The sequence below is a fragment of the Variovorax ureilyticus genome (genome assembly GCF_037889935.1).
Taxonomy (GTDB): domain Bacteria; phylum Pseudomonadota; class Gammaproteobacteria; order Burkholderiales; family Burkholderiaceae_C; genus Variovorax; species Variovorax ureilyticus.
Genome location: NZ_JBBKZU010000007.1, coordinates 276,795 through 299,790 on the forward strand (window position 1 = coordinate 276,795; position 22,996 = coordinate 299,790).

The window sequence follows — 22,996 nt, forward strand, 5'->3', positions numbered from 1 at the left end:
CCCGCTTTACGCGGGCTCGCCTCGCTTCGGGGCTTGACAGGGGTTTTTCGCTGTTTAGAATGGTCAAACCATTCAAATCTAGTGGTTCAACCTTCCACGCAATCCCACCGAGGACCCCCCGTCATGACCGAGATCGTCGTCAACGAAGCCAATCAATGGCGCCTGAACACCCCCGGCTCCCCCGGCTGGGAGAAGTCGCCTCAGCCCGGAGCCGCCAACAAGTACCTGATGATCTCGGCGGACACGCATGCCAACGAGCCGGGCAACCTGTGGGCCGAGCGCATCGATGCCAAGTACCGCGACCGCCTGCCCAAGGTGTGGATCGACGAGAAAGGCGTGCAATGGCGCAAGATGGAAGCGTCGGAGCAGCCCGATCGCCTGATCCTTGCCAAGCTGGAGGGCGAGGACCTGGCCCGCTCCAAGGCGGGCGCCACCGCATCCGAGCGCGGCCCGAGCGTCGAGCAGCGGCTGCACGATCTGGAGCTCGACGGCATCGACGGCGAGATCATCTTCCCGGGCAAGGGCCTGGGCATGTGGTACACGTTCGACCCCGACTTTGCCCACGCGCAGTGCGAGGTCTACAACACCTGGGCCTGGGAGAACTTCGGCCCCCACGTCGAACGCCTGTCGCCCGCCGCGGCGCTGGCCACCGGCAACATCGAGGCGACGCTCAAGGAAGTCGACCGCTGCCTGAAGCTTGGCTTCCGTCACTTCACGCTGCCTTGCAAGCCGCTCTTCGGCCCACCCAAGACCAACGAGCTCAACTACAACAAGGTCGAGTTCGACCCGATGTGGGCGCGTTTCGTCGAGGCGGGCGTGCCGGCCACGTTCCACGTTTCCACCGGCAAGGACCCGCGCACCACGCGCGGCAATGGTGGTGCGGTCGTGAACTACGTCGTGCACTCGCTGTCGCCGACGCTGGAACCGCTGGTGAATATCTGTGCCTCGGGTGTCGCGGAGCGCTTCCCCGAACTGCGCTTCGGCAGCGTCGAGGCCGGCATCGGCTGGGTGCCATGGATGCTCGACGCCATGGACGAGGCCTATCTGAAGCACCACTTCTGGGTCCGCCCGAAGCTGAAGATGCTGCCTTCCGACTACTTCAAGGCGCGCGGCTTCGCGACCTTCGGCGAGGACCGCGCCGGCCTCGGCCTGATGGAAGAACATGGCCTGCAGGACAACTTCATGTGGGCCAACGACTATCCGCACCACGAAGGCACCTGGCCGCACTCGGCCCAGGCCATCGAACGGCAGATGGGCCATATGAGCGAGGTGTCGCGCCGCAAGGTGCTGGGCGAGAACGCCGCGCGCGTGTTCGGCTTCAAGGAAGTCGCAGCCAAGTACGGCTACCAGTTCTGACGGGGCGATGACCGCCTTCACGCCCTTCCATCCCGGGCACGATGGGCTGGCGAAGGATGCTTCGCGCTATGTGGACGTGGCGAGCCTGCCCTGGAAGCCCACGCCCACGCCCGGCATCGAGATGAAGGTTCTGATGCAGGACGACGCCAGCGGCCTGCTGACGGCGCTGTTCCGCTGGCAGCCGGGCACCCAACTGCCGCTGCACGAGCATGTGGAGGTCGAGCAGACCTACGTGCTCGAGGGCAGCATCGTCGATGACGAGGGCGAGGTGCGCGAGGGTGACTATGTCTGGCGCCCCAAGGGCAACCGGCACCTGGCGCGTTCGCCCGGCGGCGCGCTGGTGCTGTCCTTCTTCCTCAAGCCCAACCGCTTCCTCGAGGGGGAGCATGCGGGCAAGGAACTCAAGTGACGGTCTATCGATGTGCGAGCCGGCCGATGTCATCGTGGTGGGCGGCGGCGCCTCCGGCCTCTCGGCTGCCATCGAGGCTGCAGCCGCGGGCGCCAGCGTGCTGGTGCTCGAGAAGAACGCGATCCCGGGCGGCAGCAGCCGGCTGTCCGTCGGCTCCATCAATGCGGCCGGCTCCCGCCTGCAACAGCGAGCCGGCATCGTCGATTCGCCCGACGAACACTTCGAGGACATGGACCATTTCATGGGCCCGTTCGCCTCCCGGGAGAATCGCGCGCTGCGGCGCTTGTTGGTGGACAACGCGGCCGACACGCTGCACTGGCTGATGTCCCTGGGGTTGAGCTTCTACGGGCCCACCGCCGATCCGCCGCATCGCCATCCGCGCATGCACAACGTGCTGCCGAACTCGCGGGCGTATCCGTACTACCTGTCGAAGGAAGCAAGACGCCGCGGCGCGCGAGTGCTGCTCGGCGCAGAGGTGACCGAGCTGCTCCGAGCCGAAGACGGCGGAGTGCGCGGCGTCGAAGCGCTGGTCGGCGGCCGGCGCGTGAAGATCGCCGCGCGGCGTGGCGTGGTCCTCTGCTCGGGCGACTACAGCAACGGCGCTGCGCTGAAGGCACGCTTCCGGCCGGAGCTCGAACACATCCCGGGTGTCAATCCCACCGCGAGGGGCGACGGCCATCGACCGGCCGAAGCGGTCGGCGCGTGCATCGTCAACGGCGAGGTGGTCTTCGGCCCCGGCCTGCGTTTCGGCGCGCCGGCGAAGCCGAGCCTCGTGCAGCGGCTGCCGCCTTCATGGGCGCTCGGCAAGCTCATGGCGCTCGCGCTTGCAACGCTGCCGGCCGCGCTCTTCCGTCCCTTCGTCATGTCCTTCATGACCGCCTCGCTCGGACCGGAGGCAAGCCTGCTGCGCAGCGGCGCCTTGCTGGTCAATCGCGATGGCGAGCGTTTCGTGGATGAACAGCAGGCACCTGGCCTCGCCATTGCCGCGCAGCCGGGCGGGCAGGCGTGGCTGCTGTTCGACGATGCGCTCGCGCGCAAGTTTTCTGCGCCGCCGCACCATGTCTCGACCGCCCCGGGCGTGGCCTTTGCGTATCTGCCGGACTACCGGCGGCATCGCAAGGACCTCTACCGCACTGGCGCGACGGCGGCGGCTCTGGCACGTTCGACGGGCCTGCCGGCCGATGCGCTCGAAGGCACCTTGCGGGACAGAGGGTGGCGGTCCCCGGTGCATGCGCTCGGCCCGCTCGAAGCGAGGATCGTCATCACCGATGGCGGACTGGCGGTCAACACCTCGCACCAGGTGCTGCGAGCGGATGACAGCGTGATCCCCCGGCTCTATGCGGCGGGCGCCGCAGGGCAGGGGGGCCTGCTTCTGGCCGGCAACGGCCATCACATCTGCTGGGCGGTGACGTCGGGGAGGCGGGCGGGTCGGATCGCGGCGAACGCCGCCGCGTGACTCACTGCTTGCGCGAATTCCAGAGTTCCATGTAGTTCGCCTGCAGGCGTTCCAGGAACTTGTTCATCTCCGCGACCGCCGCATCGGCGTCGCGTGCGCGCAGGTGCTTGAGCAGCCGACGGCGCGAGGGCAGGGTGTAGGGGTTGTCGCTCGGGCCGATGGCCTTCACGAACTCGCGCATCACCTCCATCACGCCTTCCATCGTGATTTCGATGATGGGGTTGCGGGTGGCTTTGGCCAACAGGTTATGGAACTCGCGGTGCAGGTCCGCGCGCTCCTGGAAGTTGCCGGCCTTGTCGGCCTTGGTGGCCTGCGCCACATTGGCTTCGAGTGCCTTCAGGTCCTCTTCCGTCAGGCGCTCGCAGGCCACGCGCACCACGATCTCGCTGAGCCACACCCGCGCTTCCGTGAGGTGCTCTGGCTTGATGGCGCCAAGGTGATAGAGGTCCCGCAGGCCATTGACGACCACGCCGGAGTTGCCCGGAAGCACGAAGGCGCCGCCGGCGGCTCCCTTGCGCAGTTCGATCATTCCACTCAGCTCGAGGGCGCGCAGCGCCTCGCGCAGGGTGTTGCGGCTGACCTTGAACTTGGCGGAAAGATCGCGCTCGGCCGGAAGGCGATCGCCGGGCTTGAGCCGGCCCGTGGCCACGAGGTCGCGAATCTGCGCCGCGATCTCTTCGAACGCGCGCGAAGGCGCGATGGGCTCGAATCCTAGGGAGGATTCGAAGGCTTCTTTCGTGCGGAAGTCGGCGTGGCTCACGGCGCGGATTCTAGCCTTTCGCCCCGTTCAATCGGTCAGTGGAAACGCGGCGGCGAGCAGTTCGTTGGCGATCTTGACGACCGCCACGCCGTCCTTGTCGGACTCGGCCACGGCCTGATGCCATGCGGGGTCGGCACGGAAGGCCGCCCATGCGCGATCGCGTTCCTCGTGTGACTCCCACTCGAGCACATACTTGAGCTGCATGTTGTCTTCGCCGACAGCCATCGTGAACACGGGGGTCACGCGGCGGATGCGATGCTTCTCGAACAGCGAGAGGGTGGTCGTCTCGAAGCGCTTGAGGACAAGGGGCAGCTTGCCCGGAGCGCACGTATAGGTACGGAATTCGTAGAACAAGGGACAACTCCTTTTTGCTAAAGCGGACGCGAGGCGAGCAGCGGCCCATCCTCATACTGCAGGACGACGAGTTCGACCGGCATGCCGCACTGGAACGGCTTGCCCTCGCGCTCGACGAGCCGGGTGGCGATGCGCAGGCCGATGTCGAGGTCGACCACGCACACTTCATAGGGCGCCTCATCCACGAACACCTTGGGTGCGGCGTGGATGCGGGTCCACGAATAGAGCGTGCCGCGCTGCCCCAATTCCCTCCACTGCATCTTCGACGACCAGCAATGCGGGCACACGGGCTTGGGCGGAAAGGTGAACTTGCCGCAGGCTTCGCAGCACGTGCTCTGCCAGCGGCCATCGCGCAGGCCCTCCCAGAAGGTCTGCGTGAAGGCCGACACGCGCGGCGGGTAGGCGCGCGTGCGCGCCACGGGAATCATCTCGAGTGTCATCGTTGGGCCTCCATCACGTGGACAAGGGCGGCGTTGTAGTTGCCGAGTTCGCCGGTGGTCAGGCCCAGTCGCGCGTTCGCGACCTGGCGTTCGCCGGCTCGGCCGCGCAGTTGGTCCGCCATCTCGCAGTAGTTGTAGAGCGAGGTGACGTATGCCGGATGGCCGCGCGAGGTCAGGCCGCCGGAGGTCGAGATCGGAATCTGTCCGCCGAGCTTCGTGCGGCCGTCGGCGGCAGCCGGTGCGCCTTCGCCACGCCCGAAGAAGCCCACCGCCTCGCTCACCAGCACCTCGACGATGGTGCAGGGCGCATAGAACTCGGCGAGGTCGATGTCCTTGGCGGAGATGCCGGCTTGCGCATAGGCCGTGGCCGCCGCCTGCCTGGCGGCGATCAGCTCGGTCATGTCGTTGGGCACCTCGTTGATCTGGTGCGAGCCGTCGTGGCAGAAGCCGCGCCCCCGCACCAGCGCATAGGGGCGGCCCAGCGACTTCGCGACTTCCTCCGAAGCCAGCACCAGACAGGCCGCGCCGTCGCTGCGGCCCGGTACGTCGTAGAGGCCCAATGGCTCGACGATCGGGCGCTGCTCCAACACTTCCGGCAGGGTGATCGGCTTGCGGTACTGCGCCAGCGGGTTCATCGATGCATGCCAGCGGTTCTTGACCGCGACCGCGCCGAGCTGCTCGCGCGTGGCGCCGTATTCGTGCATGTAGCGCATGGCGTCCATGGCATACCAGCTGATCGGGATGAAGCCGCCCGAGGCGTGGAAGTCCACGTCGCCGGTGGTGCGCATGCTGCTCATCGCATGCTCGGATGCGGGCGTGGCCGCCTCCATGTTGATGCCCAGCGCAAGCGCGACGTTGGTGCGGCCGAGCAGGATTTCGTCGCAGGCCCGGTCGAAGCAGACCGCGGCCGTCATGCCGTTGCCCATCACCTCCAGCACGCTGCCGGTGCATTGAAGGCGCAGGTGGCTGACCAGGAAGGTGGAGAAGTACTTCTGCAGCGTGTAGGGCCGGGGCAGCGTCAGCACCAGGCTGCCGATGTCCTTCTTCTCGACGCCGGCATCCGCGACCGCCTCGACCACCAGCTTCGTCATGATCTCCTGCTCCAGCACCTGCAGCGGCTCTTCCGCCTTGGTCTGGTGGCGGCCGACCGGGATCGCGCTGGTGCCGATGATGGCAACTCGACGAGTCATTGGGTGGGTCCCCTTGGTTGTAATGGCAGGCCAGTATATCTATAATGGTCTAACCATTCAACTTTTGGAACGACCCGTGACGATTCCGAACCTCGCGTCCACCGAGACACAGAACGCCTTCGACGTGCGGGCCTTCCGCAGCGCGCTCGGCAGCTTCCCCACTGGCGTGGCCATCATCACCACGACGGGCCCCGACGGAAATCCGATCGGGCTCACCTGCAACTCGTTCAGCTCCGTATCGCTGGAACCGCCTCTTGTGTCCTGGGGCCTGCGGCTGGCCAGCAAGAGCCTGGAAGCCTTTCGGCAAAGTGGTGCCTTTGCCATCAATGTCCTGGCCGAAGACCAGAAGGAGCTGTCGGCGCGCTTTGCCAGCGGTGCCATTGCCGACAAGTTCGAGGGCGTGGCGTGGACGCCGGGCCACCGGGGGCTGCCGGTGATCGCCGGCAGCGTCGCCACCTTCGAGTGCGACAAGTTCGCCGAGCATCTCGCGGGCGATCACGTGCTCTTCCTCGGCCAGGTGGCGAAGTTCGACCATGGCCGCCAGGAAGCCTCGCTGGTGTTCTACAAGGGCGCCTACATGATGCTGGCGCAGTCGCTGCGCGAACTGGCCGCCAGCGGACAGCTCGATTCGTTCCACCTCGACGAGGCGCGGCGGCTGATCAACTGCATGCTGCTGCGCCTGGCCTGCCAGAACGGCGCAACGGACGACTTCGATGCCATCGAACGCAACATCGCGGAGATCGAGAACTATCCCGATGCGGCGCATCGCGCGGAGGCCAGCATCGAGTTCTTCCGCCTCGTGACCAAGGCGGCGCACAACGACGTGCTGGTGGTCGTGGCGGAGACCCTCACGACGCTGCTGCGCCATGTGCTGCGGACCGACTCCACGCTCCGGGCCCGTCCCGAGCTGGTGCCGGTGCGCCGGAAGATCCTCACGCACATGCGCGAGCGCGATCCAGACGCGGCGGAAGCCGAAATGAGCAACTACTTCGATCAACTTCGCCGCGGTGCAGCGGCGGCGCAGGAGGCCAGCGCATGAACATGAACGAACTGTCCACGACTGAATGCGACGTGCTGGTGATCGGCTCCGGTGCCGGTGGCCTCTCGACCGCGATCACCGCCAGGAAGAACGGCCTGGATGTGGTCGTCGTCGAGAAGGAGCCGGTGTTCGGCGGCACCACTGCGTTTTCCGGCGGCGTGCTGTGGATCCCGCTGTCATCGCATGCGAAGAAGGCTGGCTACGCGGATACGCGCGAGGCCGTCATCCGCTACATGAAGGCCGAGACCGGGCGCTGGTATGACGCTGCGTCAGTCGAAGCCTTCATCGACAAGGGCCCGGAGATGGTGGACTTCTTCGAGCGCGAGACGGAGGTGCGCTTCATCCCCACGCTCTATCCCGACTACCACCCTGACGCCGATGGCGGCGTGGATATCGGCCGCTCGATCCTCGCCGCGCCCTACGACATCCGCGGGCTCGGGCCCGACATGGCGCGGCTGCGGAGACCGCTCGCGACCATCACCTTCATCGGGATGATGTTCAACTCCTCGAACGCGGACCTCAAGCATTTCTTCCGCTTCACCAAGTCCTTCACTTCGTTCAGGTACGTGGTCAAGCGCCTGCTCAACCATGTGAAGGAGCTGGCGCTCTATCGGCGCGGCATCAACGTGACGAGCGGCAATGCACTGGCCGCGCGGCTGGCGAAATCGGCGCTCGAGCTGAAGATCCCGATCCGCACGAGCACGCCGGCGCAGGAGCTGATCACCGACAACGGGCGCGTCGTCGGCGCTGTGGTGAAGGCGCCCGAAGGACTGCAGCGCATCATTGCCCGCAAGGGCGTGGTGCTGGCCGGTGGCGGCTTCTCGCACGACCGGCAGCGCATCGCGCAGGCCTATCCGCACGTGCGTGCCGGAGGCGAGCATTTCTCGCCCGTACCCCCCGGCAACACCGGTGACGGCGCACGCATGGCCGAGAAAGTGGGCGGGCGCGTGGAGATCCGCTTCAGCTCCCCCGCGGCGTGGATGCCCACATCGAAGGTCCCGCTGGGCAACGGCGAGTACGGCGCCTTCCCGCATCTGCTTGATCGCTACAAGCCCGGCATCATCGGCGTGCTGTCGAACGGCAGGCGCTTCACCAACGAATCGAATTCGTACCACGACGTGGGCGCAGCGATGGTCGCCGCAGGGCAGGGGGCGGACGCAGGCATGTGGCTGATCTGCGACCAGGGCACGATCGGCAAGTACGGCCTGGGCTATGCCAAGCCGGCGCCGATGCCGCTCGGGCCGCTGGTGCGCAACGGCTACCTGGTCAAGGGAGCGACGCTGCGCGAGCTCGCGCAGAAGGCCGGCATCGACCCTGCCGGTCTGGAGCAGACGGTGCGCGAGTACAACGAAGGCGCGGTGCATGGAGAGGATCGCCAGTTCGGCCGCGGCACGACTTCCTTCAACCGCTACTTGGCGGACCCCGACAACAAGCCGAACCCGTGCGTGGCACCGGTCGGCCAGGGGCCCTACTACGCGCTGCGCGTGGTGATGGGCGACCTGGGCACCTTCGACGGCATCGGCACCGATGTGGTGGGGCGCGTGCTCGATGCACGGCGCAAGCCGATCGACGGCCTTTACGCGGTAGGCAACGACCGCGCCAGCGTGATGGGCGGCAACTACCCGGGCGCCGGCATCACGCTGGGTCCGATCATGACCTTCGCCTACATCGCCGGCCGTCATCTGGCCGGCCTGGAGCCGACGCTTTCTTCCACGACCCAGACCGCCACCGCAAGACAAGCCGATGTCATTCCCGCCTAAACCGCTGGTCGATCAGCGCATCTACACGATCCGGCTGCGCAAGATGCCGGAGTTCCTGGAGGTCTTCAACCGGATGGCCATGCCGTTTCTGATGGAGACGCTGGGGACGCCGCTGGGCTTCTACGTAAGCCATGTCGGCCCGCTCAACCAGTTCGTGCACCTGTGGGGCTACGACGATCTGGCCGACTACGAACGGCGCTGCCATGCGCGCGACACGCATCCGGACTTTCCCGCCTACCTGAAGGCGTCGGAGCACCTGATCACCGCGCAGGAGACGCGCCTGATCAAGGCGGTCGTGATGCCCGCCATGAGATTGCCGACCTGAAGGTTCGATCTGATCGGGAAAACGCACCTGCATGTGCAAGCGAGCTGATCCAGCATAAGAAGGCGGCCACGCTTGCAGCGGATGCGGCGCGACTTTCCAGACCGATGTCGCCCTCAGTCTCTCTTGCGATCAAGAAGATAAGCGCGGACATTCTCGGCTGCGTTGCCGACGGCAGCGACCGCTTTTCGGAGGGTCAACTCCTCGCAGCCCAGAGTCTCCTTCCAGTACTGCAACTCGTATTGCGTATTCAATGAGATGAGTTCGAGGTCCAGGTCTGGCCTCTTGTCGAAATCCTCGGACATGATGTGGCTCCTGGGATGGGAAGCGCTTGCCGCGGCTCCTCAGGTCAGGATCACTGTGTGAACCCGGCAGGAAAACTGCCGGACATCGTCGGCGCACGTCAGAGTGCGCTTGCACGACAGATCGCACGCTGAGCTTGGACTGAAGCGGGGGAGCGGTTCTCTCGTGGAAGTCGTCCGTTGGCCGCGAGACCGCTTCTTTGCGCGGCCAAATGACCCGAACTCATGTAGGAGAGCGCCGCGATGATGGGTCGCTCGCTCATCCATGCAAGAACGGCCCCTAGAATATTTTTTCCCGCCAATTCCCGGCGTCGCACATAAGGAAAGCACCCCCATGCCCAGTGACTTCGACGCCGTTCTCGCCGCGCTGCAGCAACAGGAGAGCGCAGTTCTCGACGCCTGGCTCAACGAGGTCGGGCTCACCGAACCCGCCGCGCGCAGGGGCGCCGAAACCGACGCCCGGGAGATCCTGAGCACACTTCGCGAAGCGCTTCGTTCGGGCGCCGATCCCACCAGGTTCGAGAGTCAGTCCTGGGCAGCTCTACGGTCAGCCCTCGAAAGCCTGTCGAGCACGCGTGCCGCCAAGGGCCAATCGGCCGCCGATACCAGCCTCTTCGTGCTCGCCTTCAAACGGCCGCTGTTTGCCGACCTGCAGCAAAAGCTCGTGACCGATCCCGCTGCAATGGCGCGCTCGCTCTGGAACCTGACGCTGCTCGTGGACCAGATGGCCCAGCACACAGTCTCCACCTACCAGCTCACTCGCGAGTCCATCATCCGTCGTCAGCAGGAGGAACTGCTCGAACTTTCCACCCCCGTCATCAAGCTGTGGGATGGCGTGCTGGCCGTGCCGATGATCGGAACGCTCGACAGCAACCGGACGCAGGTCGTCATGGAGGCTCTCCTGCAGCGCATCGTCGACACGGGCTCGCAGCTCGCCATCATCGACATCACCGGCGTGCCGACGGTCGACACCCTGGTCGCGCAGCACCTTCTCAAGACGGTGACCGCCATCAGGCTCATGGGAGCGGACTGCATCATCAGTGGCATCCGTCCGCAGATCGCGCAGACCATCGTCCATCTCGGCATCGATCTGCAGGGCATCGACACCAAGGCAACGCTCGCCGATGCGCTGGCGCTTGCCCTGCGCAAGAACGGATGGCGCGTTGCCCGCGAATCCTGAGCGCCATGGACCGCATTCCGATTCTCCGGATGGGCAACACCCTGCTGGTGACCATCCAGGTCGACATGCAGGACCAGACGGCTCTGGGGCTCCAGGAAGACCTCGCCGACCGCATCGCGGCGACCGGTGCGACCGGCGTGATGATCGATATCTCCGCGCTCGAGATCGTCGATTCGTTCGTCGGCCGCATGCTGGCGAACATCTCGGGTATCGCCCGCGTGCTGTCCGCGGCGACGGTCGTCGTCGGCATGCAACCCGCAGTTGCGATCACGCTGGTGGAACTCGGGCTCTCGCTTGTCGGCGTGAGAACCGCGCTGGACGTCGAGCGCGGCCTTGCCTTGCTCGACCGGGCGAGGCTGGAGCATGACCTTGGCCGATGAACGCGACGGCCAGATACCTCTGTCGAACGAGCAGGACGTGGTCGCGAGCCGTCAAGTGGTGCGCGGCCTGTGCCAGCGGCTGAAGTTCTCTCTTGTCGACCAGACGAAGATGATCACGGCAGCCAGCGAGCTGTCGCGGAACACGCTGATCCACGGCGGCGGTGGCCGCATGCGCTGGGAGATCGTCGAAGTGGGCGTGCGCAAGGGACTGGTGCTGCACTTCGAAGACGACGGACCGGGCATTGCGGACATCGCGCTGGCCCTGACCGACGGCTACACCTCGGGCTCGGGCATGGGCCTTGGCCTGCCGGGCAGCAAGCGCCTGGTGAACGACTTCGAGATCGATTCCGCGCCAGGCCGTGGTACGCGGGTCACCGTCACGCGCTGGAAGTAACCATGCCCGGTTGGACCCACACAGCGTTTCCGATCGGTGAGCCGAGCCGGATCGGAGAGGCAAGGCGCCACGCCGCAGCACGGTCCGGCGAGCTGTCCTTCGGCGATGTCGAAGCGGGCCAACTCGCGCTGGTGGTGAACGAACTCGGCACGAACCTGCTGAAGCATGCGCAGGGCGGGCATCTGCTCATCGCAGCGCGACCGGAGCACGGCGATGTCGAGGTGCTCTCCGTCGACTGCGGCCCGGGCATGGCGGACATCCGGCGCTCGCTCGAAGACGGCTATTCGACTGCAGGCACGAAAGGCACCGGCCTCGGTGCCGTGAAGCGGCTCTCGCGTGAGTTTGCGCTTCATTCGCGGCCGGGCGAAGGCACTCTTTGCCTTGCGCGCGTGGGGCGAATGGGGGGGCGGAAGGCCACTGACGCTGCCGCCGCCGAAGAGTTCGAATACGGGGCTGTCTGCGTGCCCGCGCCTGGCGAGCGGGTCAGCGGGGATTCATGGTCGGTGGCTGTCGAAGGTTCGAACGCCGCCGTCCTCATCGCGGACGGTCTTGGTCACGGACCCGACGCCGCCAAGGCCTCGCTTGCGGCCGCGGCGGTGTTCGACGCCGATCCGTTCGCGTCTCTGCGGGATGGCATCGGCCGCATCCACACTGCCCTGCAGGCGACACGTGGCGCCGCAGTCTGCGTTGCGAACGTCGATGCCGCCGCGTCATCGGTCCGCTATGCAGGGGCCGGCAACATCGTCGGACGCATCGTGTCGGGCCTGGTCGACCGGTCGCTGGCGACCCAGCACGGCACGGCCGGGGTGCAGATCCGCCGCACCGAGGAGAGCACCAGCGAGCTGCCGCCGCATGCCCTGCTCGTGGTGCACAGCGACGGCCTGGAAACGCGCTGGACCACGGCACCCCTGCTGCCGCTCCTGCAGTCCCATCCGGCCTTGCTCGCCGCCGCGCTGTGGCGCGCCCATTCCCGGCGGCGCGACGATGTCAGTGTCGTCGTGCTGCGAAGAAAGGAGGCCGCATGAATGCCGATGGCACGTTCCGGGATGACGGGGAACTGGCCGCAGCGCTCGCCTCTGCACGAGACGAGATCGAATCGCTGCGCACCGAGCTGGAGGAAACGAACCGCGGCGTCGTCGCGCTCTATGCCGAACTCGACAACCAGGCCGAGCAACTCCGCCGGGCGACCGAGCTCAAGAGCCGGTTTCTTTCCTACATGAGCCATGAGTTCCGCACGCCGATCAACGCCATCCGCAGCATCACGCGCCTGCTGCGCGATCGGATCGACGGACCGCTGACCGAGGAGCAGGACAAGCAGGTCGGCTTCATCGAATCGCAGGCGGCGGAATTCGCAGAGATGGTCAACGACCTGCTCGACCTCGCCAAGATCGAAGCCGGCCGCGTGGACATCTCCCCCGCCTGGTTCGAGATGGTGGACCTGTTCGCGGCACTGCGCGGTATGTTCAAGCCCGTGCTGAGCAACCAGGCGATTGCGCTCGTATTCGAAGAACCGCAAGGGTTGCCCAAGCTCTATGGAGACGATCGCAAGCTCGCGCAGATCCTGCGCAATTTCGTCTCCAACGCGCTCAAGTTCACTTCGCAAGGCGAAGTACGCGTTTCGGCGCGGCGCGAAGGCGAGAACATGGTGCGCTTTTCGGTGGCCGACACCGGCATCGGCATCGCCCCGGAATTCCATGCGGCGGTCTTCGACGACTTCTCGCAGGTCGATTCTCCGGTGCAGAAGCGGTTGCGTGGCACGGGGCTGGGCCTGTCCCTGAGCAGGGAGCTGGCGCGGCTCCTCGGCGGCAGCGTCGGCCTGGAGAGCGAGCTCGGCAAAGGGTCGACCTTCCACGTCACGATCCCGGTGCAATTCAATCGGGATGCGGACCGCCCAGAGGGTTGAGATGACCAACGGATCCGGTGCCATCAACGTCACCATCGACCGTGGCGCGCACACGGTGCTCGTCGTGGACGACAACCCCGCGACGCGATACGCAACGGCCCGCGCGATTCGCGCCGCAGGCTTCCAGACGGTGGAGGCAGCGACCGGCGGCGAGGCGCTGGCCTTGGCGCGACAGCAGGTGTCCGCGGTGGTCCTGGACGTTCATCTGCCGGACATGAACGGCTTCGAGGTCTGCCGCGCGATACGTTCCGATGCCGAGACGTTGCGACTGCCGGTGGTGCACCTCTCTGCGGAACATGTGCAGAGCGAGGACCGGGTCGAGGGCCTCAATGCCGGCGCCGATGCATACCTGGTCCATCCGGTGGAGCCGGCCATCCTTGTCGCCACGCTTCAGGCACTCATACGGGCGCGCATGGCCGAGCTTGGATTGCGTCGCAACGAACTGCGTTTCCGGACGATCTACGACCAGGCCCCGGTCGCGATGGCGCTGGTGGACGACGCTGGCTATTTCGTCGACGTCAATCCCGCGATGGCGGCCTTGCTGTCGCGCCCGCGCAGTGAATTGTTGGGTGGAAGCCTGAGTTCCTTCGCGCCGGACGAAGCACGCGAGCGGCTGGCCGCCGCGCTGACGGAACTCGCGGCCGCCAACCCCGAAGGGTGGCAGATCGAGGTGCAACTCGCGGGAACGGAAGGACGCGCGATCGATGTCGAATGGCGCATGTCGTCGCATGTGGAGCCCGGTCTTCGCATCGGCATGGCAGAGGACATCTCGAGCCGCAAGGAACTCGAACGTCGCCGTCAGGAGCTGCTGGAACGCGAACAGGCAGCCCGCGCGGCAGCCGAGCACCACAGTCGCACCAAGGACGACTTCGTCGCCGTTCTGTCGCACGAACTGCGCACCCCCCTCAATGCGATCGCCGGTTGGGTCCACATCCTGGGGCGGCATGCCGACAGGCCGGAGCTTGCGCGCAGGGGCCTGGATGCGATCGACCGCAGCGTCAAGGCGCAGAGCCGGATCATCGCCGACATCCTCGATGTCTCGCGCCTCAATTCAGGCAAGCTCCGGCTCCATCACGAATGGGCCACTCCGTCGACGCTGCTGTCCACGTCGATCGAAGGGCTGCGTCGCGACATCGAGGCCAGGCGCCTGCACCTTGAAGTGCAACAGGAGGGAGCCGCCAGCGAGCCGGCCTGGATCGATGCCACGCGGTTCCAGCAGGTCGTGTGGAACCTGCTCACCAATGCGGTGAAGTTTTCGCACGAGGGCGGTGTGGTGCGCGTCGAGCTGACCCGCCGGGCTGACCGGCTTCGCCTCGTCGTCCAGGACGAAGGCCAGGGCATCGATCCCGAGTTCCTGCCGCACCTGTTCGATCGCTTCTCGCAGAGCGATGCACCGGGCAATCGACGCCACGGCGGGCTCGGGCTCGGCCTGTCCATCGTCCGGCAGATCGTCGAACTGCACGAAGGCGACATACGCGCGGAAAGCGCCGGCCGCGGTCGCGGGGCACGCTTCGTCGCCGAGATCCGCGCCACGCCCGTGGAGCCTGCGCACGCCGACACTGATTCGAAGGAAGCGGCCGAGACGGTGCAGGGCGCGCGTCTCGCGGGTTGCGGCGTCCTGGTGATCGAGGACAACGTCGACGCGTCGGAGATGCTGATGGTCGTCCTCACGGACGCCGGCGCCGATGTGAGGCTTGCAACCCATGCGCAGGAAGCCCTGACCGCGTTGACGGAACGCTGGCCGGACGTGGTGGTCTGTGACATCGGGCTACCGGGCATGGATGGCTACGAACTGATGGGAGAAATCCGGCGCCTTGCAATCGAGAAGGATCAGGCCGTGCCCTTCTCGCTCGCATTCACCGCGTTCTCGCGTCCTCAGGACAAGGCCAAAGCCCTCGAGGCGGGCTTCAATGCGCATCTGGCGAAGCCATTGCAGCCGCATGCGCTGATCGCGGCCATCTCGTCCCGGAACGCCGCTCACTGACCAGGGGAGAAGGGCTGCGTCGAGGGCGAACGAAGCGTCCTTCCTCGCCTACGGCAGATTCGCAAGCCAGTTTGGCTCGGCGTTGGCATCGGCATTGGAATGCTCGTGGCAATGACGGGGGCCATCGAGCGCGAATCTTCAAATCCTCATCGCGCGGACTCGATGTACGTCACCGTCGCTTCGCCATTCTTGATTTCGGCGTTGAATCGCACCTTGTCGCCAGGCCTCAGGTTGTCCAGCATCCGTTTTTCAGCCACGGCAAAGCCCATCGTCATCGCTTCCATGCCGAGGTTGGGCAGGTCACCGTGATGGATGATGACCTCGCTGTGTTCCTTGTCGACCCTTTCCACCTCGCCCTCCGTCAAAGTCATCGCGGGACGAGTGCCGACGCTCCAGGTTTGGCCCTGGGCAGGATCCTGGCGTCTTTCCGACTGAGCTTGCACGGCGGCGCACGCCATGAGCCCGAGCGCGACGACGATGATTCCGATGCGCTTCATCATGCCGGTGCGAGCATCCCGCGCAGCAAGGCGGCCAGTCGTTCGCGCGCCCGTTGGTTCATCCGCCGCAGCATCGACGTCGAGAAGCTTGGTCAGTGACGTACCAGCTCTGATGAAAGGGGCGGCAGAGCGTATGGACATGGACTGAAAGCATAGCTCGGTGAGGCGCCCCCTTGTGCCCGCCATCACTGGAGGCGGTCTCTGGAACCGGCCTTTCGCCCGCGATGCTCAACGGGGCGGACTTTCGATTCGAACTGCATGAGCCGCAATTGATTTGCATCAAGAAACCGGCTTCGGGCGAATTGACCTTCCAACGGGAGGAGGGTCCAAAGTCGAGACTCCGTAGCGAAAGAGCTTTCGATGCCCACCTGCCGAGTCGAAGACATGACGTGTGGCCACTGCGTCGTCGCTGTTGTGGCTGACGCGCGTCGACTGGCTCTGATGCATCACTGAATCAACTTGTGGAGTAGACCATGCGTTCCCTTATTGCAATAGGCACAGCCGTCCTTCTCGGTGCGAGTGCGTTGGCCCAGACTGCGCCGGACCAGGCCGCGGGCGCTTCTGCGCCCGCTCCGTCCACGCCTGCGGCGAAGGCCGGATCGAAGGCAGCTCCCAGGAGTTCCACGGCGACCGGTGTGCCGTCCACCGCCCAGATGGACGCCATGATGAAGTCGATGCAGGAGATGCACGACAAGATGTCGACCGCCAAGACACCGGAGGAGCGCCAGGCCCTGATGAACGAGCACATGAAGACCATGCAGGCGGGCATGTCCATGATGGGCCAGATGCACGGTGGCAGGGGTGCCATGGGACCGGCGGGCGGCATGGGCATGGGGCACGACCTCATGAGCAAGCGCATGGACATGATGGAAATCATGATGCAGATGATGGTGGACCGCGAAGCGGCCCGGCCCTCACCCGCGAAGTGATGCGAAGGCGGCTGCCATGGCCGCCGTGGCGCCGCGGTTCGTTCCCAGATTCGGCCGGGATGGCGGCCGCCCTTCAACAGCCATTGATTCGCCGGTGAGCCAGACTATGAACCAAGACTCGACCTCTCCATCGCGCTGGCGCTCGCCGCTCGGCATCTTCATGCTTGTGGCTGGTGCGGTGGGCGTGTACTACCTGCTTACAGAGCACCTCACCCACGTCCGCCAAGCGATTCCGTACCTCATTCTCCTGGCATGTCCGGTGATGCATCTGTTCGGCCACCACCATGGCGGCCACCACGGCCATGGAGGCCACGACCAACGAGCAGACCGGCAGCAGGAGGGCCGGTTTTGAGATGGCTCGGGGCGGCCACGAAACCGGCGCGGCCAGGGCAGCACAACTCGCTTCCGGCCTGGGCGCTATCGTTCTCGGCGCGGGCCTCGCGCTGGTATCGCCTCCGTGGCTGCGTAACTATGCGATGCCGCTTCTGGTCGTCGGCGCTGTCGTTCATGGCCTGGGCATGAGCCTGAACTATCGGCTCGAGAGCCGGAACGGGCCACCGCTTTGGTGGGAGCGCGCATTGTTCTGGGCGTGCTGGGTATGTCTGACGGGACTGGGCGTCTGGATTGCAGCATCTGTCGCCCATGCATGACGACACCATCTGCCCAGTAGAGCCAGCCTGAATTGAACCTGCTTGACGTTGCCACGATGGCAAGGACGAAACTGCGATCAAAAGGAGTCTCATGCACTCAGCGAGTACTGGGCGCCACGACCATTCGGCGCACGAACATTCTCACGGAAGCTCCATGGATGGCGCCAACCCAGCAGCGAAAGTTTCTGCGCCGCATGTCGAACACTCGAACCGCGGCACTCATGTGATGCCGGACGGCACCGTGATGCAGGGCCCGATCCGTGACCACGGCCACGGTGTGCATGTGCCGGCCTCGATGAAGGCGCCGCCGGCCAGCGACCAGAGCCAGGTGGAGTACACCTGCCCGATGCATCCGCAGGTGCGGCAGATGGGGCCCGGCAACTGCCCCATCTGCGGCATGGCACTGGAGCCGGTGCTGGCGACCGCAGAGCAAGGCGAGAGTCCCGAACTGCGCGACATGACGCGCCGATTCTGGATTGGCACGGCGCTGACGCTGCCGGTCTTCGCCCTCGAGATGGGCGGGCACCTTTTCAACATCCACCACCTCGTCGCGCAGCAGATGTCGAACTGGGTCCAGCTGATGCTCGCTACACCGGTCGTCGTCTGGGCAGGCTGGCCCTTCTTCACCAGAGCGGTCGCCTCCGTGAGGAATCGCAGCCTCAACATGTTCACCCTCATCGCGCTGGGCACCGGTGCGGCATGGCTCTACAGCATCGTCGCGACGCTGGCGCCGGGACTGTTTCCAGCGGCGCTGCGGAGCGAAGACGGCGCAGTCGCGGTGTACTTCGAAGCCGCCGCCGTCATCACCGTGCTGGTGTTGCTGGGGCAGGTCCTGGAGCTCAGGGCTCGCGAGAAGACCTCCGGGGCCATCAAGGCCCTGCTCGGGCTTGCGCCGAAGACGGCCGTGAAGGTCAATGCCGACGGCAGTGACGCGACCGTCGATGTCGAAGCCATCCAGGTCGGCGACTTGCTGCGCGTGCGGCCGGGCGAGAAGGTGCCGGTCGACGGTGAACTGACGGAGGGCAAGACCAATCTCGACGAGTCGATGGTGACCGGCGAGCCGATCCCCGTGGGCAAGACGGCCGGCTCCAAGGTGACGGCCGGGACGCTGAACCAGACCGGAAGCTTCGTCATGCGGGCAGAGAAAGTCGGCGCCGACACCTTGCTTTCGCAAATCGTGCACATGGTGGCCGCGGCACAGCGCAGCCGCGCGCCCATTCAGCGGATGGCCGACCAGGTGGCCGGCTGGTTCGTGCCGGTCGTCATCCTGGCGGCGGCGGTCACCTTCGTAGCCTGGCTGGTCTGGGGGCCGTCGCCGGCGTTCAGCTACGCGCTCATCACCGCGGTGGCGGTTCTCATCATCGCGTGTCCCTGTGCGCTCGGCCTTGCCACGCCGATGTCGATCATGGTCGGTGTCGGCAAAGGCGCGCAGCACGGCGTTCTCATCCGCGACGCCGAAGCACTGGAGAAGATGGAGAAGGTCGACACGCTGGTGGTCGACAAGACGGGTACCTTGACCGAAGGTCGGCCGAGGGTGGTTCACATCGAGGCGACTGGCGGGTTCTCTGCCGACGAGGTGCTGCAGAAGCTGGCGAGCGTCGAGCGCGCCAGCGAGCATCCATTGGCGATGGCCATCGTGACGGATGCCTCGGAGCGCAAGCTGCCCCTGTCGCCGGTGACGGATTTCGATTCGCCGGTCGGCAAGGGCGTCATCGGCACGGTGGACGGCCTGGCGGTCGTCTCGGGCAGCGCCAAGTTCCTGTTGGAGCAAGGCATCGACACTTCGAGCCTTGCAGCATCTGCCGAGGCCCAGCGCCAGCGGGCGGCGACGGTCATCTTCGTCGGTATAGGTGATTGGTTGGCCGGCTTCGTCGCCATTGCCGACCCCATCAAGGCGACGACGCCGCAGGCGCTGCAGGCCCTGCAGAGTGCCGGCGTCCGGGTGGTGATGCTGACGGGCGACGGCAAGACCACGGCGGAGGCTGTCGGACGCCAGCTCGGCATCGACGAGGTGGTCGCGGAGGTGTTCCCCGAAGACAAGGCGGCCGTCGTCAAGCGACTGCAGTCCGAGGGACGAATCGTCGCGATGGCCGGCGACGGGGTCAACGATGCACCGGCCCTGGCGCAGGCCACGGTGGGTGTCGCGATGGGCACCGGTACGGACGTCGCGATGGAAAGCGCCGGCATCACGTTGCTCAAGGGCGACCTGATGGGCATCGTCCGCGCGAGGAGCCTCTCGCAGGCAACGATGCGGAACATTCGGCAGAACCTGTTCCTGTCCTTTGCCTACAACGTCGCCGGCATCCCGCTGGCGGCCGGCGTGCTCTACCCGTTCTTCGGGCTGCTGTTGTCGCCGGTCGTCGCGGCGGCGGCCATGGCGCTGTCGTCGGTGAGCGTCATCACGAATGCGTTGCGCTTGCGAACGGTGAAGGTCGACTGAAATTTCATCCCATTGCCTCCGCGGCCCGCCTGAGTGGCTGATCGCCTTGCGGCCTGCGGCACATCGGCCTGGGCTTGTGCTTCATCTTTGTTCGCGCGCCGCTGCTGCCGGAGGAGAAGCTCGATCAGGGCTGAAGCATCTCCCCGCCAGGCGGCTTTTCGCGCAAGAACCTGCCTCCTATTCGTAGAAGGCCGGCGACAGTTTCTGTTCGTCGCGCTGCGCCTTGTCGTGGTTGATCCAGAGCTGGGCCTTGTCGCTGGCGATGATGTTCGCAAGCAGCTGCATCGACGCGGCGGTCTGTTCCGCGTTGAAGTTGATCGAGGGGACGCGCTTGTTGTCCCAGTTGCTCTTGAAGTGGACTGCATCACCGGAAAGCAGAACGGCGCCAGTCCGGGGCAACTTCACGAGCAGCGATTGGTGCCCCACGGTGTGTCCGGGTGTGGAGATGATGACGACACTGCCGTCGCCAAACACGTCGCGGTCGCCCTGGAGCGTGGTCACCGTTCCACTCGGCCGTGATCGAAGGGAGCTGGCGCTCGTTGACTCGTATTCGGCTTTTTGCACCAGCAGCATCGAATCGGGGAACATGTCGACGTTGCCTATGTGATCGGGGTGGCTATGAGACACCGCAACGTATTGGATGTCTGACGGCTTCACTCCGAGTTCACCGAGCTGCGCCGCGAGGGTCTTCGGCAAGTGCCAGGTGATCGCGCGCGGGTCCGATGGTTGCAAGCCCTGGGGCATGGCCGCGACCGAGTCGGCAAGGCCCGTATCCCACAGCATCCAGCCTTGTGCGTGCCTGATCAGGTAGCAGCTCCCGGCGAAAGGCATCGACTGTCCCACGTTGACACCCGGCGACCAACGCGAAATGTCTCCCGCGACCCCTTCGCCGCAATTCAGGATGTAGAGACGCTGAACGCCGGTCCTCGGCGTTTGCGAAACGATGGGCTGCGAGCAAGCCTGCAACACGGACAGGATCGTCACGAGGATGGCCATCATCAGGCCGAGACGCTTGACAGACATCATCTCGTTCCCTTTCTACGACGGGTCACTTCGTGATTTTGGCTCTTTCCGCTGTTCAAGTCCTGGGAGGACGGTCCGCCGCTTGAGTGCGGCTGAAGCGGCGCGCGTCAAAACGCGCCAACGCGGCGCTCAGTGTGTGTCCGAGAGAGGCACCAGGCTGCCCAACAGCGTCGGAATCAGTTCGCTGACGGTCGGATGGATGTGCATGCAGCGCCGGATCACCTGGTAGGACGCATCGGCTGCCATCACATCGAGCAGCGAATGCACGATCTCGTCGCCCTCGATGCACAGCAGTGCCGCACCAAGGATGCGCTCGGTTTCGGCGTCCACCAGCACCTTCATGAAGCCTTGCGTCTCGCCGCGTTCCTTGGCGCGACCCACGCGACTCATGGGCATGACACCCACAAGGGCAGGACGGCTCGATGCGCGCACCTGGGCTTCGGTCATGCCGACGCGCCCGAGCGGCGGGTCGGTGAAAAGCGCGTAGGCAGTGATGCGATCGGTGGTGCGCCGCGCTTCGCCGTCGAGCAGGTTGGCCGCCACGATCTCGTGGTCGTTGTACGAGGTGTGGGTGAAGGCGCCCAAGCCGTTCACATCCCCAAGCGCCCAAATGCCGGGGACATGGGTCCGCAATTGATCGTCGACGGTGATGAAGCCCCGTGCGTCGGTCGCAATACCGGCCCGCTCGAGGTCGAGCAGGTCGCTGTTGGGGCGCCTGCCCACTGCGGCGAGCAGATGGCTGCCCTGCACCTCATGCGCGACGCCGGCGGCCTTCAACGCGATGCGAATGGACGCGTTGCCGCTTGCTCGCGACACCACGGCCTCCCGCACGCCGAACAGGAAGCGCACGCCTTCGCGCTCCAGAATGGCTTGCACCTCGCGCGAGATCTCCTCGTCCTCCCTTGCGATGACGCGATCCGCGTATTCCAGCACCGTGACCCGCGATCCGAAGCGGCGGAACATCTGCGCGAATTCAAGGCCTATGTAGCTGGCGCCAATCACGATCAGGTGCTCGGGCAGCTGGTCGAGGTCCATCATGGACGTGTTGGTGAGCACCGGCACGTCGGTGATCCCCGGCCAGTCGGGAAGCATGGGCCGGGCGCCGACGTTGATGAAGATCTTCGGCGCCTCCAATGTCTCGCCGTTGACCTCGATGGCACGTGGCGCGACGAAGCGGGCGTGGCCGCGGATCACACGCAGGCCCGATGTCCCGCCCAGCCACTGCGCGAGGCTGTCCACCGCGTTGCGGACGACGAGGTCCTTGCGCGCCTTGACCGCACGCATGTCAACGCTGACCGACGGGCCGACATTCACGCCGTAGTCGCTTGCGCGGCGTGCCATGTGCGCGACGCGCGCGCTGGCCACCAGCGTCTTGGTCGGCATGCAGCCGTCGTTGACACATGTGCCCCCGAGGTGCTCGCGCTCGACCAGTGCGACTTTCAGGCCTGCGGCAGCCAGCCGCACGGCGAGGAAGGGCCCGGCCTGACCGCTGCCGATGATCAATGCGTCGAAATGTGTCTGCATGGTGGCTGCCTTTCCTCAATGGGTGCGAGCCCTTCTACTTCGCGCGCACGGTCGACGCAATCGAGTCGACGACGCCCGATGCCGTCGCGAACTGCTGCTGCCGACCCGATGGTCGACTCCGCATGTCACATCTCGTGCGGGTCCATCTTCATCCCGGTAGGGAACAGGTCGACCGAAATAAGGACGGCCGTCGTGTTGCCCGTGTTCTTCCACCAATGGGACGTGCCGTTCCTTTCCGGAGCGACATCGCCGGTGCGATGCGTGATGGGCACCGCACAGTTGCTCGCATATTCCACCACTTCGCCCGAGACGATGTAGATCATCGCCGGCCGCTCGTTGTGGCTGTGCCAGGGCACGATGCCGCCTGGCTTCATCTCGAGTTGGCGCAAGCGGAACAGGCGCCCCTGCAGCGCCAACGGCTCCTTCGACAGATCGGTGCTGTAGCGGACCACATCGGTCACATCCTTCGGCATCGTGGGGCCGGGCTTCTGGCCCTGCCCGTCGGCCACGACGCTGTTGGCAGGGCATTCGCCCGCATGGACGGCCGGGGCGAGCGCAGCGAAGGCGCCGGCGACGAGTGCGGCTGCAGCGGCTTGGCGCCAGAACGTGGGACGAGGGAGGTTGGCGGTGTGCATGGCGTGAACTCCTGAAAGTGGTTGGGATGACGGATCGCTCGGCGGCGGCTCCGGAATCCACTTTGGACT

25 protein-coding genes are annotated in these 22,996 nt (G+C 65.7%); 16 read left to right on the forward strand and 9 right to left on the reverse strand.

Features of this window, described 5'->3' with window-relative positions:
- Nucleotides 1-123 precede the first annotated feature (123 nt).
- From WKW77_RS18170 to WKW77_RS18180, 3 genes are read left to right on the forward strand one after another with little or no spacing between them, the layout of a single operon-like run.
- Entirely contained in the window at nucleotides 124-1,356 is a 1,233-nt protein-coding gene (locus tag WKW77_RS18170) for an amidohydrolase family protein (protein ID WP_340358253.1), read from the forward strand.
- A 7-nt stretch (nucleotides 1,357-1,363) separates the two neighbouring features.
- Nucleotides 1,364-1,765, forward strand: a complete 402-nt coding sequence (locus tag WKW77_RS18175; RefSeq protein WP_340358254.1) for a cupin domain-containing protein — start codon at nucleotides 1,364-1,366, stop codon at nucleotides 1,763-1,765.
- A complete protein-coding gene (locus tag WKW77_RS18180) occupies nucleotides 1,743-3,221 on the forward strand; it encodes an FAD-dependent oxidoreductase (protein WP_340358255.1) in 1,479 nt (492 codons plus the stop codon). Before WKW77_RS18175 ends, WKW77_RS18180 begins: the two co-directional genes overlap by 23 nt.
- Nucleotide 3,222: 1 nt before the next feature.
- Here the strand turns inward: WKW77_RS18180 and WKW77_RS18185 are convergent, their stop codons facing one another.
- From WKW77_RS18185 to WKW77_RS18200, 4 genes are read right to left on the reverse strand one after another with little or no spacing between them, the layout of a single operon-like run.
- Complete coding sequence (locus WKW77_RS18185; RefSeq protein WP_340358256.1) at nucleotides 3,223-3,981, reverse strand: FadR/GntR family transcriptional regulator; 759 nt, start codon at nucleotides 3,979-3,981, stop codon at nucleotides 3,223-3,225.
- 27 nt (nucleotides 3,982-4,008) lie between these two features.
- Nucleotides 4,009-4,335 (reverse strand): NIPSNAP family protein, encoded by a 327-nt coding sequence (locus tag WKW77_RS18190; protein WP_340358257.1) that lies wholly within the window; start codon nucleotides 4,333-4,335, stop codon nucleotides 4,009-4,011.
- A 17-nt stretch (nucleotides 4,336-4,352) separates the two neighbouring features.
- Entirely contained in the window at nucleotides 4,353-4,775 is a 423-nt protein-coding gene (locus tag WKW77_RS18195) for a Zn-ribbon domain-containing OB-fold protein (protein WP_340358258.1), read from the reverse strand.
- Nucleotides 4,772-5,965, reverse strand: a complete 1,194-nt coding sequence (locus WKW77_RS18200; RefSeq protein ID WP_340358259.1) for a thiolase family protein — start codon at nucleotides 5,963-5,965, stop codon at nucleotides 4,772-4,774. The genes WKW77_RS18195 and WKW77_RS18200 overlap by 4 nt, the downstream gene beginning before the upstream one ends.
- 76 nt (nucleotides 5,966-6,041) lie before the next feature.
- Here WKW77_RS18200 and WKW77_RS18205 point away from each other — a divergent pair, with 76 nt between their 5' ends.
- From WKW77_RS18205 to WKW77_RS18215, 3 genes are read left to right on the forward strand one after another with little or no spacing between them, the layout of a single operon-like run.
- Nucleotides 6,042-7,004, forward strand: coding sequence for a flavin reductase (locus WKW77_RS18205; protein WP_340358260.1), 963 nt, complete (start codon nucleotides 6,042-6,044; stop codon nucleotides 7,002-7,004).
- A complete protein-coding gene (locus tag WKW77_RS18210) occupies nucleotides 7,001-8,764 on the forward strand; it encodes an FAD-dependent oxidoreductase (RefSeq protein WP_422823218.1) in 1,764 nt (587 codons plus the stop codon). The genes WKW77_RS18205 and WKW77_RS18210 overlap by 4 nt, the downstream gene beginning before the upstream one ends.
- A complete protein-coding gene (locus WKW77_RS18215; RefSeq protein WP_340358261.1) occupies nucleotides 8,748-9,089 on the forward strand; it encodes an NIPSNAP family protein in 342 nt (113 codons plus the stop codon). The genes WKW77_RS18210 and WKW77_RS18215 overlap by 17 nt, the downstream gene beginning before the upstream one ends.
- A gap of 113 nt (nucleotides 9,090-9,202) precedes the next feature.
- Here the strand turns inward: WKW77_RS18215 and WKW77_RS18220 are convergent, their stop codons facing one another.
- A complete protein-coding gene (locus tag WKW77_RS18220) occupies nucleotides 9,203-9,391 on the reverse strand; it encodes a DUF3606 domain-containing protein (RefSeq protein ID WP_340358262.1) in 189 nt (62 codons plus the stop codon).
- A 331-nt stretch (nucleotides 9,392-9,722) separates the two neighbouring features.
- On the opposite strand from WKW77_RS18220, the gene WKW77_RS18225 reads away from it, so the two are divergent.
- From WKW77_RS18225 to WKW77_RS18250, 6 genes are read left to right on the forward strand one after another with little or no spacing between them, the layout of a single operon-like run.
- On the forward strand, nucleotides 9,723-10,568 hold the full coding sequence (locus WKW77_RS18225) for an STAS domain-containing protein (RefSeq protein ID WP_340358382.1): 846 nt from the start codon (nucleotides 9,723-9,725) through the stop codon (nucleotides 10,566-10,568).
- A 5-nt stretch (nucleotides 10,569-10,573) separates the two neighbouring features.
- Entirely contained in the window at nucleotides 10,574-10,948 is a 375-nt protein-coding gene (locus WKW77_RS18230; protein ID WP_340358263.1) for an STAS domain-containing protein, read from the forward strand.
- Nucleotides 10,932-11,342 (forward strand): anti-sigma regulatory factor, encoded by a 411-nt coding sequence (locus tag WKW77_RS18235; protein WP_422823219.1) that lies wholly within the window; start codon nucleotides 10,932-10,934, stop codon nucleotides 11,340-11,342. Before WKW77_RS18230 ends, WKW77_RS18235 begins: the two co-directional genes overlap by 17 nt.
- A gap of 2 nt (nucleotides 11,343-11,344) precedes the next feature.
- The gene (locus tag WKW77_RS18240; RefSeq protein WP_340358265.1) at nucleotides 11,345-12,367 is read left to right on the forward strand and encodes an ATP-binding SpoIIE family protein phosphatase; all 1,023 of its coding nucleotides are present in this window, start codon (nucleotides 11,345-11,347) and stop codon (nucleotides 12,365-12,367) included.
- Nucleotides 12,364-13,245, forward strand: coding sequence for a sensor histidine kinase (locus WKW77_RS18245; RefSeq protein ID WP_340358266.1), 882 nt, complete (start codon nucleotides 12,364-12,366; stop codon nucleotides 13,243-13,245). The genes WKW77_RS18240 and WKW77_RS18245 overlap by 4 nt, the downstream gene beginning before the upstream one ends.
- 1 nt (nucleotide 13,246) lies before the next feature.
- Complete coding sequence (locus tag WKW77_RS18250) at nucleotides 13,247-15,229, forward strand: hybrid sensor histidine kinase/response regulator (protein WP_340358267.1); 1,983 nt, start codon at nucleotides 13,247-13,249, stop codon at nucleotides 15,227-15,229.
- Nucleotides 15,230-15,375: 146 nt separating this feature from the next.
- Here the strand turns inward: WKW77_RS18250 and WKW77_RS18255 are convergent, their stop codons facing one another.
- A complete protein-coding gene (locus tag WKW77_RS18255; protein ID WP_340358268.1) occupies nucleotides 15,376-15,867 on the reverse strand; it encodes a copper-binding protein in 492 nt (163 codons plus the stop codon).
- Between the two features lie 494 nt (nucleotides 15,868-16,361).
- Between WKW77_RS18255 and WKW77_RS18260 the strand changes: the two genes are divergently transcribed.
- The 4 genes from WKW77_RS18260 to WKW77_RS18275 all read left to right on the forward strand — a co-directional run bounded on the left by WKW77_RS18260 (nucleotide 16,362) and on the right by WKW77_RS18275 (nucleotide 19,745).
- Complete coding sequence (locus tag WKW77_RS18260) at nucleotides 16,362-16,655, forward strand: hypothetical protein (protein ID WP_340358269.1); 294 nt, start codon at nucleotides 16,362-16,364, stop codon at nucleotides 16,653-16,655.
- A gap of 160 nt (nucleotides 16,656-16,815) precedes the next feature.
- The gene (locus WKW77_RS18265; protein ID WP_422823225.1) at nucleotides 16,816-17,007 is read left to right on the forward strand and encodes a DUF2933 domain-containing protein; all 192 of its coding nucleotides are present in this window, start codon (nucleotides 16,816-16,818) and stop codon (nucleotides 17,005-17,007) included.
- A complete protein-coding gene (locus tag WKW77_RS18270) occupies nucleotides 16,940-17,305 on the forward strand; it encodes a hypothetical protein (protein ID WP_340358270.1) in 366 nt (121 codons plus the stop codon). The genes WKW77_RS18265 and WKW77_RS18270 overlap by 68 nt, the downstream gene beginning before the upstream one ends.
- 226 nt (nucleotides 17,306-17,531) lie before the next feature.
- The gene (locus WKW77_RS18275; RefSeq protein ID WP_340358271.1) at nucleotides 17,532-19,745 is read left to right on the forward strand and encodes a copper-transporting P-type ATPase; all 2,214 of its coding nucleotides are present in this window, start codon (nucleotides 17,532-17,534) and stop codon (nucleotides 19,743-19,745) included.
- A 177-nt stretch (nucleotides 19,746-19,922) separates the two neighbouring features.
- Here the strand turns inward: WKW77_RS18275 and WKW77_RS18280 are convergent, their stop codons facing one another.
- The 3 genes from WKW77_RS18280 to WKW77_RS18290 form a co-directional block, all read right to left on the reverse strand.
- Nucleotides 19,923-20,741 carry an N-acyl homoserine lactonase family protein gene (locus tag WKW77_RS18280; RefSeq protein ID WP_340358272.1) on the reverse strand — a complete coding sequence of 273 codons (819 nt, stop codon included), beginning with the start codon at nucleotides 20,739-20,741 and terminating at the stop codon, nucleotides 19,923-19,925.
- Nucleotides 20,742-20,897: 156 nt separating this feature from the next.
- Nucleotides 20,898-22,292: an FAD-containing oxidoreductase gene (locus tag WKW77_RS18285; protein WP_340358273.1), complete on the reverse strand. Its 1,395-nt coding sequence runs from the start codon at nucleotides 22,290-22,292 to the stop codon at nucleotides 20,898-20,900.
- Between the two features lie 125 nt (nucleotides 22,293-22,417).
- Nucleotides 22,418-22,927: a cupin domain-containing protein gene (locus tag WKW77_RS18290; protein ID WP_340358274.1), complete on the reverse strand. Its 510-nt coding sequence runs from the start codon at nucleotides 22,925-22,927 to the stop codon at nucleotides 22,418-22,420.
- Nucleotides 22,928-22,996 lie beyond the last annotated feature (69 nt).

Excerpts from the sequence above, each read along its gene's own strand:
- WKW77_RS18170 (WP_340358253.1), top strand. The coding sequence starts at position 124 with ATGACCGAGATCGTCGTCAACGAAGCCAATCAATGGCGCCTGAACACC.
- WKW77_RS18175 (WP_340358254.1), top strand. The coding sequence starts at position 1,364 with ATGACCGCCTTCACGCCCTTCCATCCCGGGCACGATGGGCTGGCGAAG.
- WKW77_RS18180 (WP_340358255.1), top strand. The coding sequence starts at position 1,743 with ATGCGGGCAAGGAACTCAAGTGACGGTCTATCGATGTGCGAGCCGGCC.
- WKW77_RS18195 (WP_340358258.1), bottom strand. The coding sequence starts at position 4,775 with ATGACACTCGAGATGATTCCCGTGGCGCGCACGCGCGCCTACCCGCCG.
- WKW77_RS18200 (WP_340358259.1), bottom strand. The coding sequence starts at position 5,965 with ATGACTCGTCGAGTTGCCATCATCGGCACCAGCGCGATCCCGGTCGGC.
- WKW77_RS18210 (WP_422823218.1), top strand. The coding sequence starts at position 7,001 with ATGAACATGAACGAACTGTCCACGACTGAATGCGACGTGCTGGTGATC.
- WKW77_RS18215 (WP_340358261.1), top strand. The coding sequence starts at position 8,748 with ATGTCATTCCCGCCTAAACCGCTGGTCGATCAGCGCATCTACACGATC.
- WKW77_RS18220 (WP_340358262.1), bottom strand. The coding sequence starts at position 9,391 with ATGTCCGAGGATTTCGACAAGAGGCCAGACCTGGACCTCGAACTCATC.
- WKW77_RS18225 (WP_340358382.1), top strand. The coding sequence starts at position 9,723 with ATGCCCAGTGACTTCGACGCCGTTCTCGCCGCGCTGCAGCAACAGGAG.
- WKW77_RS18230 (WP_340358263.1), top strand. The coding sequence starts at position 10,574 with ATGGACCGCATTCCGATTCTCCGGATGGGCAACACCCTGCTGGTGACC.
- WKW77_RS18235 (WP_422823219.1), top strand. The coding sequence starts at position 10,932 with ATGACCTTGGCCGATGAACGCGACGGCCAGATACCTCTGTCGAACGAG.
- WKW77_RS18240 (WP_340358265.1), top strand. The coding sequence starts at position 11,345 with ATGCCCGGTTGGACCCACACAGCGTTTCCGATCGGTGAGCCGAGCCGG.
- WKW77_RS18245 (WP_340358266.1), top strand. The coding sequence starts at position 12,364 with ATGAATGCCGATGGCACGTTCCGGGATGACGGGGAACTGGCCGCAGCG.
- WKW77_RS18250 (WP_340358267.1), top strand. The coding sequence starts at position 13,247 with ATGACCAACGGATCCGGTGCCATCAACGTCACCATCGACCGTGGCGCG.
- WKW77_RS18255 (WP_340358268.1), bottom strand. The coding sequence starts at position 15,867 with ATGTCCATACGCTCTGCCGCCCCTTTCATCAGAGCTGGTACGTCACTG.
- WKW77_RS18265 (WP_422823225.1), top strand. The coding sequence starts at position 16,816 with ATGCTTGTGGCTGGTGCGGTGGGCGTGTACTACCTGCTTACAGAGCAC.
- WKW77_RS18270 (WP_340358270.1), top strand. The coding sequence starts at position 16,940 with ATGGCGGCCACCACGGCCATGGAGGCCACGACCAACGAGCAGACCGGC.
- WKW77_RS18275 (WP_340358271.1), top strand. The coding sequence starts at position 17,532 with ATGCCGGACGGCACCGTGATGCAGGGCCCGATCCGTGACCACGGCCAC.
- WKW77_RS18280 (WP_340358272.1), bottom strand. The coding sequence starts at position 20,741 with ATGGCCATCCTCGTGACGATCCTGTCCGTGTTGCAGGCTTGCTCGCAG.
- WKW77_RS18285 (WP_340358273.1), bottom strand. The coding sequence starts at position 22,292 with ATGCAGACACATTTCGACGCATTGATCATCGGCAGCGGTCAGGCCGGG.
- WKW77_RS18290 (WP_340358274.1), bottom strand. The coding sequence starts at position 22,927 with ATGCACACCGCCAACCTCCCTCGTCCCACGTTCTGGCGCCAAGCCGCT.